Source organism: Variovorax paradoxus, from assembly GCA_016806145.1.
Taxonomy (GTDB): domain Bacteria; phylum Pseudomonadota; class Gammaproteobacteria; order Burkholderiales; family Burkholderiaceae_C; genus Variovorax.
In genome coordinates this window covers 742,299-756,161 of record CP063167.1, presented here as the reverse complement: position 1 = coordinate 756,161, position 13,863 = coordinate 742,299, and the positions used below count along the sequence as shown (strand labels likewise).

Genomic DNA, 13,863 nt, shown 5'->3' with positions numbered 1-13,863 from the left:
GTCCTGCGCCTTCGTCCCAAGCCCGGTAGAGAACGGGAAGCCTCTTGTCCCTGTCAGCCATCGATTTCGTTTCCATCGTCGACGACGACCCCTTCGTGCGCGCCGCCACCAGCAGTCTGGTGCGCTCGTTCGGCTGGGAGACGCGCGCGTTCGAATCGGCAATGGACTTCCTGGCCTCGGGCCTGCAGCGGCAGACCCGCTGCCTCGTGTGCGACATCCGCATGGAGGCCATGGACGGCATCGAACTGCTCGAGCGCCTCGACCGCGACGGCCTGCGCGTGCCCACGCTGTTCATCACCGCCTATGCCTCGGCGCGCACGCGCGAGCGCGTGCGCGCCAGTACCGCGCTGTGCCTGATCGAGAAACCGATCGACGCCGCCGAACTCGAGGCCTGGATCCGGCACGCCTTGCACGACGCCGCGGCGCGGCGCTGAGGCGCGTCGCCCGCGCCATCGTCTCTTGCCGCGCCAGCCGCGCGCATGCCGGGGGCAAACCTTCGTAGGGGTTGGGCGAACGCTGGTGCGATGGTGGGCGGCCCACCTCGCGTGATGTCATCGCTTCCATGCCGGCCGGTGCGTCGGCGACAGGAGATTCCAGATGACCCGCAGCCTTCAGACACCCATCGCCCTCGCATCCGCAACACCTGCCAAGGCGGTTCCGCGCACGCAGGGCCTGGCCTTGTACGCCGCCCGCGCGCTGGCGCTCGCCGCCCTCGGCCAGAACACGCACGCCGCCACGCTCGCGCCCATGGTCTGCAGCATCGACGACGGCCTGCTGTGGATCCTCGGCGTGTCAGTGCTCGTCGTGCTCGCGCTGATCGGTGTCTGCCTCGGCCTCGAGGTCCTGGCCTACCGCGCCGGCGCCGTGCGCATCGCCCGCGCCCTCGAGTCGCACGGCGGCGATGCCCGCATGCCCGAACTGCCCGAGAGCGGCCCGCGCGCCATCGCGCGGCTGGCACGCGCCATCAACAAGGGCCGGCGCCGCCGCGTCGAACGCGAGGCCGAGCACCTCGACGTGCAGGCCGCCTATGCCCACGACCTGCGCACCCCGCTCACCCGCATGGGCCTGCGCTGTGAGATGCTCGACGACCCCGCGCTGCGCGAAGCGATGCAGCGCGATCTCGCCGAGATGCAAGAGCTGGTCGAGGCCAGCGTCGCCAGCGCGCGCCTGCAGCGCAGCGTGGCCGAGCCACTGCAGCGCGTTGATGCCGACGGCCTGCTCGACAACCTCGTGCGCGGCTACCGCGACTCCGGCCGTGCCATCGCACTCGACGGCCGCATCGGCCAGCCTGTGGTCGCCTGCCCGCTCGCGCTGCGGCGCGTGCTGGCGAACCTGATCGACAACGCGTTGCGTTATGGCAGCGACGTGCGGGTGTGCGCACACGTCGATGCGCAACGGCTGGTGCTGGCGGTGGTGGATTCGGGGCCGGGGATCAAGCCGGCGCAGATCGATGCGGTGTTCGCGCCGTGGGTGCGGGGGCGGCAGGGGCAGGAGGACAAGCCTGGGTCTGGGCTTGGGCTGGCGATTGCGCGGCGGTTGGCGCGGTCGATGCAGGGGGAGTTGTTGCTGCAGAACCGGCGTACTGGAGGGTTGGAGGCGCGGTTGACGTTGCCGTTGGTGGTGGCGTGACGCCGTGGCAGAGGAGAGTGGGGCGGGTGCGATTGGGGCGGCGCGGATTTGTCACACTCAGTGTGGTGCGGACGGAGAAGGGCTATAGATCGAGACGCGCCGGGGTTCCCTTATTCAGTCTTACGTCGCATCACGGGCAAATAAAGCTTCCCTGGTTAGCGACCGGCTCAAGGGCACGGCCGGTGGTTCGTTAAGAAAAGGATTTGTAGATATGAACGCCTGAAGCGAGCACCGCGTCGGCGCATGACGACAGCATCCGAATCGTCTCCCGCATGTCGCTCTCAGTGGCATCCGGATGAATGGCACAGATTCGCAGCACGGTTCGATTGCGCAAGCGTGTCGTCAACACCGTCGCAAAGCCCTCCTGAAGTGCCCGCGATGAAATCTCGCTGTTCAGCGCATCGAGCGCCTCCGGGCTCATGGCCGCATCCGTCATGCGGAAGGTGACGATGCCCAACTGCGCGGGCGACACGATGTCCCAGCGAGGATCCTTCTCGAGCTCGTCCTGAGCCCAGGTTGCCAATCGGCAACCATGCGCAATCGCCTCGCCCATGGCGTCCGACCCCAGCACCTGCAAGGTGAGCCACAGCTTCAGTGCGCGTGCCGGTCTGGTGAGTTCGACGCCGAGGTCCCAGAAATTGATCTGGTCGGCGTCGGTGTCGGCGTGCGCATCGAGCAGGTATTCGGGTCGGGTATGGAAGACCTGTGAGAGGTGCTTGCGCTGACGCACGAAGACCATCCCGCAGCCGTAGGTCTGGAACAGCCACTTGTGCGCATCCCAGCTCAGGCTGTCGGCTTCGCCGATGCCGTCGAGCAAACCCCGATGCGATGGCGACAGCGCGGCGGATGCACCGTACGCGCCATCTACGTGCATCCACATGTCGTGTGCGTCGCACAGTGCGCGAATCCGTCGCAGTGGATCGATGCTGCCGGTATTCGTCGTGCCCGCGCTCGCCACCACGGCGAAAGGCCTGAGCCCATCGGAGATGTCCTGCTCGACCGCGGCCGCCAGGGCCGTCATGTCCATGCGGAACGCGGCATCGGTGGGCATGCGGCGGATCTGATGCGGCAGCAGCCCGAGGATCTTCAGACCTTTGGCAACGGATGAATGCGTTTGCTCCGAGACGTAGACAACGCCTTGCAGGCGCTGCGCCGGCTCGAGCTTGAAATCGCGTGCCATCGCAAGCGCCGTCAGGTTGGCCATGGAGCCCCCCGACACGAACAGGCCGCCAGCCGAAGGCGGGAGCCCGACCTGCGCCGCCAGCCATTGAATCAGCGCCGCCTCGATGACGCTGGCCCCCGAGCTCTGCAGCCAGCTGCCGGCGTGGATGTTGTGAACGGCGGTCAAGTAGTCGCCCAGGGCCGACAGCGGCGAAGACGGTCCCGGAATGAAGGCCAGGAACCGGGGATGGTCCATGCGCGCTCGCCAGGGGTAGATCTCGACCAGCATCTGGTCGATCACCTCTTCCAGCGGCCGGGCCTGTGCGGGCACGCCGATCGCGCGAAGCGACTCGGCGCTGGCGTGATCGATCACTTCCACCGGACGTTGTGCGCGGGATGAATGGCCGACGGGACTCATGCGAGACAGGACCCGCGCCCATGCTTCCGGTGGCACCGCTCCGAGCAGGCGGCTGGGTGGGGCTCCCTCTGATGCTGGGAGAGGAAGAGCGAGGTCCGAAAGTGCAGGCATGTTGTTCACCGAATGATGTTCCGTCTTTGGCTTATTCTCCCGAACATCATTCAGCTGCCCTAGCGCTTTCAGAACCATGGCCAAAAATACGAACCCGCTTCAACCGGAGAGCAAGGCACCCGCCCGGCTGGACGCCGTCGACCGAAGACTGTTAGGGCTTCTGGCGAACGACAGCACGCTCAGCTATGCCGCGCTGGGCGAATTGCTTCATCTGTCGGCGCCCGCGGTGCACGAGCGGGTGAAGCGGCTCAAACGCGACGGGGTGATCCTCGCGACCGTGGCGCGCCTCGATGGCGCGAAGCTGGGGCGGCCGCTGCTGTGCTTCGTGCAGGTGATCACCAGTACCGTGAAGCGTGCCCGCCAGGTTGCGGCGCTCGAATCGCTTCCCGATATCGAGGAGATCCACATCGTCACCGGCGACAGCGGCCTGCTGTTGAAGGTGCGCACGCGCGATGCGCAGGCGCTGGAAGTGCTGCTGGCACGCATCCACGAGGTCGAGGGCGTGGAAGGAACGCGTACGCAGATGGCGCTGCGCACGCTGGTCGAACGCGGGCCCAGTCCGCACGCGGCGGATTGACGACAGGGCCCGCGCGCCCGGCTCAGCGCAACGACCTGAACGCCGCCCGCACCTCCCGGCTGAACAGCTCCGGCTGTTCCCAGGCCGCGAAGTGCCCGCCGTTGTCGACCTCGTTCCAATAGACGAGCTTGTGATAGGCCCGGTCCGCCCAGCTGCGCGGCGCTTGATAGATCTCGCCCGGAAACACCGTCACGGCCGCGGGCAGCGAGATATCCACCGCATTGAAGTTGTTCGAGTGGTCCTCCCAATAGATCTGCGCCGCCGAGGTCGCGCTGTTGGTGAGCCAGTACAGCGAGATGTCGTCGAGCATCTCGTCGCGCGGGAGCACGCGCTCGGGCACGCCGCCCGAATAGGTCCAGGTCGCGAACTTGTCGTAGATCCAGGCGGCCTGGCCCACGGGTGAGTCGGCGAGGGCGTAGCCCAGGGTCTGGGGGCGCGTGACCATCATGGCGGAGTAGCCCGAGCTGTTCCTGTAGAAGTCGTCGAGCTTGTCGAAGGCGGCGCGTTCCTTCGGCAGCAGGCCGGCGGGCGCGGGGCCGCCGGCGGCGAGGATGGCGGCGATCTCGGCGGGCACGGTGCCGGGCATGTTGACGTGGATGCCGATCAGGCCCGGCACCTTCTGGATCGCCATGCGGTGCGAGATCACGGAGCCGCAGTCGCCGCCCTGCGAGACGAACTGCTCGTAGCCGAGCCGCGCCATCAGCACGCCCCAGGCGCGCGCGATGTGGTTGGAGTCCCAGCCGGTGGCCTCGGGCTGGCCCGAGAAGCCGAAGCCCGGCAGCGAGGGCAGGACGAGATGGAAGGCATCCTCGGCGCGGCCGCCGTGCGCGGTGGGGTCGGTCAGCGGGCCCACGACCTTGAGCAGCTCGAAGATGGAGCCGGGCCAGCCGTGGGTCATGATCAGCGGCATCGCATCGGCGTGGCGCGAGCGGATGTGGGCGAACTGGATGTCGAGGCCGTCGATGGTGGTCACGAACTGCGGCACGGCATTGAGCCGCGCCTCGCCCTTGCGCCAGTCGTAGTCGGTGGCCCAGTAGCGCACCAGCGACCGCAGGGTGGCGAGGCGCACGCCCTGCGAGGTGTCGGCCACGGTCTCGGCACTCGGCCAGCGCGTGGCGGCGAGGCGTCGGCGCAGGTCGACGAGCGCCTCGCGATCGACGGCGACGCGGAAGGGCCGCACCGAGGTGTCGTCGGGGCCGGTGGCCGAAGGCGGGCGCAGCATGGCGAAGGCGGCGGTGGCGGCCGACGCGGCGCTGAAGGCCATCGAGGTGGCGAGCAGGCGGCGGCGCGTGAGGGAGGAAATCGGTTCGGTCATGGCGTGGTCTCTGTGAAGTGAAAGCCACTCGATTGAAGCCAGCCGATGTATCCCGCATGTGTGAAGAATCGGCCGATTCGCATGCCTGTGTATTCGAAGGGCGACGCGACACACGGTCATACAAATCCGCCGCGCGCCGGCTCCGCGAAGCCCGTGTCGGCGCTGTGGCTCGGGTATCCTCGGCGCGCCCCGACGCCCGCAGACCCCCCACCCGCCATGAGCGACGCACCGCCCTCCGGGGCCGATGACATCCTTCACTTCGGACCCTTCACGCTGCGCGTGGGCGAACGCCTGCTCGCGCGCGACGGCGAACCGGTAGAGCTCGGCGGTCGCGCGATGGACGTGCTGCTGGTGCTGGTCGCGAAGGCCAACGCGATCGTGAGCAAGCAGGAGCTGATGGCGCGCGCCTGGCCCGGCATGGTGGTGTCCGACGGCAGCCTGCGCTACCAGATCACGATGCTGCGCCAGGCCTTGAACGACGGCCAGGACGGCGCGCGCTACCTGTCGAACGTGGTGGGCCGCGGCTACTGCTTCGTCGCGCGTGTCACGCGCGGCGAGGCCGCGCCCGAAATGCGGGCCGACGCGCCAGCCGCGGTGGGAGCGATCGAACCGGGCCTGCCGGCGCAGCCGCTGGAACTGCTGGGCCGCGCCAAGGACCTCGCGGCGATTCCGGCCCAGCTCGCCCGGAGCCGCTTCGTCACCATCGTGGGCTCGGGCGGCGTGGGCAAGACCTCGGTCGCGATCCGCGTGGGGCAGGACATGTTGAGCGGCTTCGACGGCGCGGTGGTCTTCGTCGACCTCTCGATGCTGGCCGACCCCGGCCTGGTGCCGAGCGCCATCGCCTCGATGCTCGGGCTGTCGGTGCGCTCGGCCGATCCGGTGCCCAGCCTCGTCGCCTACCTGCGCGGGCGGCGAATGCTGCTGATCCTCGACAACTGCGAGCACGTGATCGCAGCGGCCGCGTCGCTGGCCGAGCGCATCTTCCAGGCCGCGCCCGGCATCCACCTGCTCGCGACCAGCCGCGAGGCGCTGCGCGTGCCGGGCGAGCACATCCATCCGCTCGACCCGCTGGCCACGCCGCCCGACCAGCCCGGCCTGCTCGCGCGCGACGTGCTGCTGTATCCGGCCACGCGCCTGTTCATGGACCGGGCCGGCGCGAGCGGCGCGATGCCGGCGCTCGACGATGCCGACGCGCAGGTCGTCGCGGGCATCTGCAGGAAGCTCGACGGCCTCGCGCTCGCGATCGAACTCGCGGCACGCCGCGTGACGACCTATGGCCTGCGCCAGACCGCCGCGCTGCTCGACGAGCGGCTGGCGCTGTCGTGGCTCGGGCAGCGCACGGCGCGGCCGCGCCACCAGACGCTGCAGGCCACGCTGGACTGGAGCTACGAGTTGCTCGACCCGCGCGAGCGCGAGGTGCTGTGCCGGCTCGCGGTCTTCGTCGGCCGCTTCTCGCTCGAGGCTGCACGGCAGGTGGTGGCCGATGAGGCGCTGACACAGGCGCAGGTGGTCGACGCGATCGCGAGCCTGGCCGAGAAATCATTGCTCGCGGTGCATCGCGCGGGTGGTTCCGCGCAGTACCGCCTGCTCGAGAGCACGCGCGCCTATGCGCTCGCCAAGGCCGATGCGCCGACCGCCGAGGCGAGCGCGCGCCGCCATGCGCTGCACTTCCGGACGCGGCTCGAGCGCATGGCCGCCGAGCACGATGCGTTCTCGGGCGATACCGCGCGCGCCTCCGACCTGGCCGACCTCGGCAACGTGCGCTCGGCGCTTGCGTGGTGCTTCGACCGCGGCGGCGACAGAGACCTGGGCCTTTCGCTGGCGGTGGCGGCGGTGCCAGCCTTCATGGCGATGTCGCTACTGGCCGAGTGCCATGCCTGGTCGAAGCGCGCGCTGGCCGAACTCACGCCCGCCGCGCGCGGCAGCGCGGTCGAGATGCATCTGCAGGCGGCCGTGGGCCTCTCGCAGATGTTCACGCGCGGCAACAGCGACGAGGTGCGGCATGCGCTCGAGCGCAGCCTGCAGGTGGCCGAGGCGCTCGGCGACGGCGCGAGCCAGGTCCAGCTGCTGGCGCGGCTGCAGATCTTCCACGAGCGCATCGGCGATTTCGTGGAGTCGCTGAGCTACGCCAAGCGCTGCGCACGCGTGGCGGCCTCGATCGACGACCCGACCGCCCGCGCCACCGCGGATTCGCTCGTGGGGCTGTCGAACCACCTGCTGGGCGACCAGGCCGGCGCGCGGCATTTCCTCGAGGCCGCGATCGCGGGGTCGACGCTGTCGCGGCAGGGCACCAGCATCTACTCGGGCTTCGACTTCCACAACCGCGCCTGCATCTCGCTGGCCCGCACCCTGTGGCTGCAGGGCCATCCCTCGCAGGCGATGGCGCTGGCGCAGCGCGCGGTCGACGAGGCGCGCGAGCTCAATCATCCGGTCACGCTGTGCATCGCGCTGATCTGGGCCGTGTCGGTCTATCTCTGGGCCGGTGATCTCGAGCGCGCCGAGCGCGACATCGACAGCTTCATCGCCTTCGCCGAATCGCATTCGCTCACGCCCTACCTCGCGGTGGGCCGCGGCGTGAAGGGCGAGCTCTGCGTGCGGCGCGGCGATGCCGAGCAGGGCGTGCGCGCGCTGCAGGGCTGCCTGGTCGAGCTGCGCGAATCGCGCTACGAGCTGCTGACCTCGGCCTTCAACCTCACGCTCGCGGAAGGCCTGGTCATGACCGGCCGGCACGACGAAGCCCTGGCCCTGATGGACGACACGCTCGCGCTGGTCCATGCCAAGGGCGACCTCTACAACCTGCCGGAGCTGCTGCGCGTGAAGGCGCGCGCGCTGTCGGGCGGGCCGGCCCCGCGCCTCGCGCAGGCGCGGCAATGCCTGGACGAAGCGCTGGCGGTCAGCCGCCAGCAGGGCGCGCGCTCGTGGGAGCTGCGCGTGGCGATGGACCTGGCGCGGCTGTGGGCCGATGGCGAGCGCGCGCAGGAAGGAAGGGATCTGCTCGCGGAGGTGTTCGCCAACTTCACCGAGGGCTTCGAGACGACCGACCTGCAGGAGGCCGCGCGCCTGCTCGACGGCGTGGAGGATGCGGCGGTCTGAACGCGGCGTCCGCCGCTCCACTCACTGGCGCTGCACGGCCTCCACCGTCGTTGCCAGTTCCTGCAGTCTTCGCAGGCAGTCGCCCTCGGGATAGCCGAGCACCTTCCAGCGCGGCACGGCCAGCGGCAGCCGTTCGAGCAGGTGGCCCGCATGCTCGGCGAAATGCGGCCACGCTACGATGGTCGGGGTTTCGCCCGCGACCTCGCAGAGAAAGACCAAGTCGGCTTCGGGCAGCCAGGTGTCGACGCCCTTGGGCAGCACCGCATAGCTGATCACGGCGCCGTCGGAGTCGCGCTGCAGCAGGCTGTGCTTGGCGACGAAGACGTCGACGCCCGCCGCCTCGTGGGCTTTCTCGAGCACTTCCCGCTGGTCGTTGTAGTCGACCGCTTTTTCCTCGCGCAGCAGCGCCGTGAGCTGCACGCCGGCCTGCCCGGGCGGGGTCCACAGCGACCACGTCCTGTCGCGCAGCCTGAACATCTCGGCGCTCAGCGGGCGCGACTGTTCGCGCAGCACCCGGCGCGCGGTCGCGATCATGTTCTCGAGCGCTTCCGCATCGTCGGCACCGCAGACCAGCAGGCAGGTGCGGTTCGGCGCCATCGCCACCGGATCGCCATCGAGCGGCAGCTGCCAGGCCAGCTCGTGCAGGAAGATGCGGCCGGCGTCGTAGTAGTCGCCGTAGTTCGACACGTAGAGCCCGGGCGTGAGCTGGCCGAAGGCCGGCGCGGCCTTGTGGCGCAGGTTGTCGACCGCGATCTCGAAGGCCTGCTCGAAGCCGATGCCCCAGCGCTCGAGGTCGTCGTTGCTCACCTGCGCGATCGCATGGTCGCTGTCGATGGCGACGGCCGCGCCCAGCGTCGGCGAGAACGGGCTCCACGCCATGGTGTCCTCGAGCTTCTTCGAGAAGTCGCCATGCGAGATCCGCGCGAGGTCCACGCCGGCGAGGCGCCGCAGTATCGGCAGCAGCCGCGGCCGGGCCTCGTCGAAGTCGGCGGGCCGGTCGCTGCCGATGCCCGCCACCCCCAGCGCGAAGCGCGCGATCTGCTCGCGGCGCTCCGCCGGCCGGGCCTGGCAGTAGTCGGTGTAGAGGTTGTGCAGGTAGACCGTGCCGCCGTCGGCGCGGCGGATCAGGAACTGCTCGGGATCGAGGACGAGCTTCTCGTCGGGCAGCAGGCGTTGCAGCTCCTGCAGGAGCAATCGGGCGACCTGTTCGGTGCCGGGCTTCCGGTCGAAAAGGCGGCGGATGAATGACAGCATGTTCCCCTCCTGCGAACCAGTATAGGCAGCGCCCGTGTCACGTCGGCCCCTCCTTGCGGGCGAGGGTGGATGCTACGGAACGTGTATGATTCATATATGTTTCGTATATTCGACATGCATTGAGGTTCGAGCATCCATGGCTTCCGGCATCCACATCAAGTCCCCCGAAGAGATCGAGAAGGCGCGCCAGGCCGGGCGCCTCGCGGCCGAGGTGCTCGCCATGATCGAGCCGCACGTGGTGCCGGGCGTGAGCACCGAAACCCTCGACCGCATCTGCCACGACTACATCGTGAACGTGCAGGGACTCGTCCCGGCCAACGTGGGCTACCTGGGGTATCCAAAGACCATCCTCACCTCGGTCAACCAGGTGGTCTGCCACGGCATTCCCTCGCCCGACAAGGTCCTGAAGAAGGGCGACATCGTCAACATCGACGTGGCCGTCATCAAGGACGGCTGGTTCGGCGACACCAGCCGCATGTACTTCGTCGGCGCGCCCAGCGTGGTCGCGCGCCGGCTGGTGGAAACGACCTACGAGGCGATGCGCGCCGGCATCCTCGCCGTCAGGCCCGGCGCCACGCTGGGCGACATCGGCCATGCGATCCAGTCGGTGGCGCAGCGCGAGCACTTCGGCGTGGTGCGCGAGTTCTGCGGCCACGGCATCGGGCAGGTCTACCACGAGGACCTGCAGGTGCTGCACTACGGACGCCGCGGCGAGGGCCTGCGGCTCGTGCCGGGCATGGTGTTCACCATCGAGCCGATGCTCAACGCGGGCGGGCGCGAGATCCGCCACCTGCCCGATGGCTGGACAGTGGTGACGAAGGACCGCTCGCTGTCGGCCCAGTGGGAGCACATGGTGGCGGTCACGCCCGAGGGCCACGAGGTGCTCACGCGCTGGCCCGACGGGACCGGGAGCTACCCGCCGGTCTGAGGCGTCCGTCGAGGCGACCCGCAGCCGTAGACATCGATGGCGGCCCGGATGCGCGAATCTCCTACTTCCGACGCGCCCGATGGCTCCCAGTCTGTGCATCTGTCTCTAAAGGAAACGACGCACATGGCAACCAGCAGCATCCTCGGCGGCGAGCACGCCCCGACCGCCCCCAAGGGCACCGACGCCGACGCCCTCGGCCCCAGCGATTCCAGCGACAGCGGCAGCGATGCCGCGGGCGACGACCGCGCGGTCATCGACGGCGGCGAGGAGCCGGCGACCAACGCGGACATCCTGCCCGACCGCGTGGGCGTCTTCCCGGACGCCGCGACGGAAGTCGCCGACGCCGTCGACGATCCCGAAGCATTGAATCCCGAAGAACTTGCCGACGAGAACGACGGCGAGGACAACGACGAAGAGACCGCCTGATGCCGGGCGTTCCCGATGCGGCCGCGCGCCTGAAGCACACGCTGCGCCACGTGTTCGGCCATGCCCGCCTGCGCGCGGGCCAGGCCGAGGTCATCGAGCGCGTGATGGCCGGCCGCTCGACGCTGGCCGTGATGCCCACAGGCGCCGGCAAGTCGCTGTGCTACCAGCTGCCGGCCCTGCTGCTCGAGGGCCGCACGGTGGTGGTGTCGCCGCTCATCGCGCTGATGAAGGACCAGTGCGACAAGCTGCAGGAACTGGGCATCGCCGCCGTGCAGGTCAACAGCGCACTGAGCGCCGACGAACTCGAGCGGGCCGAACAGGCGATCGACGACGGCAGCGCGCGCATCGTGCTGGTCACGCCCGAGCGGCTGTCGGACCCCGCGTTCATGCAGCGCCTGTCGGCCCATCCCGTGGCGCTGGTGGCGGTCGACGAGGCGCATTGCATTTCCCAGTGGGGCCATGACTTCCGGCCCGCCTTCCTCGAGATCGGTCCGGCCGTCCGCGCGCTCGGCAACCCGCCCGTGCTCGCGCTCACGGCCACCGCGGGCGAGGAGGTGGCGGCGGACGTCATGAAGAACCTGGGCATTCCGCGCGCCGGCCTCATCGATACCGGCGCCTACCGCGCCAACCTGCAGTTCGCGGTCGAGCAGATGATGCAGGAGCCCGATCGCCAGCGCCGCATCGTCGAACTGGTGCGCGAGGAGGCCGGCAGCGGCATCGTCTACGCCGCCACGGTGAAGGCCGCGCAGGAGGCCTTCGACGCCCTGAAGGCGGCCGATCAATCGGTCGCGCTCTACCACGGCAAGCTCGGCGCGCGCGAGCGCGCCGAGGCGCAGGAAGCATTCATGGCGGGCAGTGCGCGCGTGATGGTCGCGACCAATGCCTTCGGCATGGGCATCGACAAGCCCGACATCCGCTTCGTCGTGCATTGCCAGATGCCGTCGAGCCTGCATGCCTACTACCAGGAGGCCGGCCGCGCGGGGCGCGACGGCGAGCGCGCACGCTGCGTGCTGCTGTTCCACTCCAAGGACCGGTCGGTGCAGCAGTTCTTTCTCGCGGGCCGCTATCCGCAGCTCGAGGACCTCGATGCCGTGTACCGGCAACTGCTCGCGGAGCCACCAACGGCCGAAGGCTGGACCGCCGCAAACCTGCTCGATGCGCTGGAGCGCCCGCGCACGCGCATGCAGGCGGCGATCGCCTTGCTGCGGCAGCAGAAGCTGCTGGCCATCGACCGGCGCGGGCGCATCGCGCTGCGCCAGGCGATGGCCGAGCGCGCCGATTTCGGCGCGATGCTCGACGGCTACAAGGCGCGGCGCGAGCAGGACCGCGAGACCCTCGAGCGCATGCTCGCCTATGCGCAGTCGGGCCAGTGCCGCTGGCAGCTGCTGCTCGACGACCTCGATCCCTCGGCCACCGCGAAGCGCTGCGGCACCTGCGACAACTGCCGGCGCATCGCGGCCCACGAGGCCGCGATGGCGCAGCCCATCGTGGTGAGCGAAGAGACCGCGCAGGCCGCGACGAGCAAGCGCATGCCCTTCGCCGAGAGCGATCCCGTGAAGGTCAAGCGCTTCGGCGCCGGCGTCGTCGTGGCATCGACCGACGGAATGGTCACGGTGGCTTTCGAGGATGGCAGCCGGCGCTGCTTCCATCCCGACTACGTGAGCCGCCGGCGCGCGTCGCGCAAGAAACCCGCCGCACTCGCGATGGCTGGCGCCGCTAGCTTCGCGGCACCCGTGCCGGCCTGATCCGCCGCATCGCCACCGCCATGAACAGCGCGCCGCCGGCGAACATGGCCAGGGGCGCTGCCAGCCCGCGCGGTGCGCGAGGAGCATCCTTCGGGGACACGCGCACGCTCGGGCCCAGGCTGTCCGTGCCTACTTCCGCCTGCCGCGCGGCTTCTTGCGTGGCCGCCTGCGCCTTGCTCGCGGCCACCGACCCGTGGGCATTGGCATAGACCTTGGTGAACTCCGCGCCCAGCAGGAAGATCTGCGCCGCGTAGTAGACCCAGGCCAGCAGCACCACCAGCGAGCCCGCGGCCGCGAAGGATTCGTTGACGCCGCTCTTGCCGAGGTACAGGCCGATCAGCACCTTGCCGATCTCGAACAGCACCGCGGTCACGCCGGCGCCGACCCACACGTCGCGCCAGGCGATCGGCGCGCTCGGCATGAACTTGAAGATCATCGCGAACAGCACGGTGAGGATCGCGAGCGAGACGAGGATGTTGACGCCCTGCAGCAGCGCCTCCCATCCCGGCAGCAGCGCGGCGCTCCAGCTTCCCAGGGCGGCCAGCGCCGCGCTCACCACGAGCGAGACCATGAGCAGGAACGCGAGGCCGAGGATCAGTCCGAACGACAGCACGCGCGCGCGCAGGATGCCCCACACGCCCTGCGGCTTCGCGCGCTCGGGCACATGCCAGATGCGATCGAGCGCGCTCTGCAGTTCGGCGAAGACCGTGGTCGCGCCGACGACCAGCACGACGATGCTGATCGCGCCGGCCACCAGGCCGCGCGAGGGTTCGCTGGCGCTGCGGATCAACCCCTGCACCGCGAGCGCACCTTCCGCGCCGATCAGGCCCGACAGCTGCGCCGCGATCTGACCCTGCACGGCTTCGGCGCCGAACAGCGCGCCGGCGATCGCGATCACGATCACCAGCAGCGGCGCCAGCGAGAACATCGTGTAGTACGAAATCGCCGCGCCCATGCTCGGCGCGAAATCGTCGATCCATGCCATCACGGCGTCCTTGCACAGGCGCGGGAGAGAGGGCTTTGAGGGCTTTGGGGTCGCGGGGATGGTTCGGGTCGAGGAGGAGGCCATGGCCGTCACCGTGCCGGCGCGTTCGCGGGCCGGCCGTAGGAGACCGGCGGCTCATGACGTGGGTCGCGCGGGATGCGCGTTGGCTGACACGGGAGGGCGCGGATGCCCCACCCTGGCCGATGCGGCATGGCGGTCCA

At 69.6% G+C, this 13,863-nt stretch carries 11 protein-coding genes; 7 read left to right on the top strand and 4 right to left on the bottom strand.

Going from position 1 to position 13,863, the window contains the following annotated elements:
* The first annotated feature begins 44 nt into the window (after nucleotides 1-44).
* Nucleotides 45-434, top strand: coding sequence for a response regulator (locus tag INQ48_34495; protein ID QRF62634.1), 390 nt, complete (start codon nucleotides 45-47; stop codon nucleotides 432-434).
* A 163-nt stretch (nucleotides 435-597) separates the two neighbouring features.
* Nucleotides 598-1,629, top strand: coding sequence for a sensor histidine kinase (locus INQ48_34490; protein ID QRF62633.1), 1,032 nt, complete (start codon nucleotides 598-600; stop codon nucleotides 1,627-1,629).
* A 190-nt stretch (nucleotides 1,630-1,819) separates the two neighbouring features.
* Here the strand turns inward: INQ48_34490 and INQ48_34485 are convergent, their stop codons facing one another.
* On the bottom strand, nucleotides 1,820-3,169 hold the full coding sequence (locus tag INQ48_34485; protein ID QRF62632.1) for an aminotransferase class I/II-fold pyridoxal phosphate-dependent enzyme: 1,350 nt from the start codon (nucleotides 3,167-3,169) through the stop codon (nucleotides 1,820-1,822).
* Between the two features lie 226 nt (nucleotides 3,170-3,395).
* Between INQ48_34485 and INQ48_34480 the strand changes: the two genes are divergently transcribed.
* Complete coding sequence (locus INQ48_34480; GenBank protein ID QRF62631.1) at nucleotides 3,396-3,896, top strand: Lrp/AsnC family transcriptional regulator; 501 nt, start codon at nucleotides 3,396-3,398, stop codon at nucleotides 3,894-3,896.
* Nucleotides 3,897-3,918: 22 nt separating this feature from the next.
* Here INQ48_34480 and INQ48_34475 read toward each other — a convergent pair whose 3' ends face one another.
* Nucleotides 3,919-5,211, bottom strand: coding sequence for an epoxide hydrolase N-terminal domain-containing protein (locus INQ48_34475; protein QRF62630.1), 1,293 nt, complete (start codon nucleotides 5,209-5,211; stop codon nucleotides 3,919-3,921).
* A 216-nt stretch (nucleotides 5,212-5,427) separates the two neighbouring features.
* Between INQ48_34475 and INQ48_34470 the strand changes: the two genes are divergently transcribed.
* Nucleotides 5,428-8,304, top strand: coding sequence for a winged helix-turn-helix domain-containing protein (locus INQ48_34470; GenBank protein QRF62629.1), 2,877 nt, complete (start codon nucleotides 5,428-5,430; stop codon nucleotides 8,302-8,304).
* Between the two features lie 21 nt (nucleotides 8,305-8,325).
* Here the strand turns inward: INQ48_34470 and INQ48_34465 are convergent, their stop codons facing one another.
* Nucleotides 8,326-9,558 carry a hypothetical protein gene (locus INQ48_34465; protein QRF62628.1) on the bottom strand — a complete coding sequence of 411 codons (1,233 nt, stop codon included), beginning with the start codon at nucleotides 9,556-9,558 and terminating at the stop codon, nucleotides 8,326-8,328.
* A 136-nt stretch (nucleotides 9,559-9,694) separates the two neighbouring features.
* On the opposite strand from INQ48_34465, the gene map reads away from it, so the two are divergent.
* The 3 genes from map (at nucleotide 9,695) to INQ48_34450 (ending at nucleotide 12,657) form a co-directional block, all read left to right on the top strand.
* Nucleotides 9,695-10,486, top strand: coding sequence for a type I methionyl aminopeptidase (gene map, locus INQ48_34460; GenBank protein QRF62627.1), 792 nt, complete (start codon nucleotides 9,695-9,697; stop codon nucleotides 10,484-10,486).
* Between the two features lie 123 nt (nucleotides 10,487-10,609).
* Complete coding sequence (locus INQ48_34455) at nucleotides 10,610-10,912, top strand: hypothetical protein (protein QRF62626.1); 303 nt, start codon at nucleotides 10,610-10,612, stop codon at nucleotides 10,910-10,912.
* A complete protein-coding gene (locus tag INQ48_34450) occupies nucleotides 10,912-12,657 on the top strand; it encodes an ATP-dependent DNA helicase RecQ (GenBank protein ID QRF62625.1) in 1,746 nt (581 codons plus the stop codon). Before INQ48_34455 ends, INQ48_34450 begins: the two co-directional genes overlap by 1 nt.
* On the opposite strand, the gene INQ48_34445 is transcribed toward INQ48_34450, so the two are convergent.
* Entirely contained in the window at nucleotides 12,629-13,726 is a 1,098-nt protein-coding gene (locus INQ48_34445) for a YihY/virulence factor BrkB family protein (protein ID QRF62624.1), read from the bottom strand. The two genes, INQ48_34450 and INQ48_34445, sit on opposite strands and share 29 nt — an antisense overlap.
* Nucleotides 13,727-13,863 lie beyond the last annotated feature (137 nt).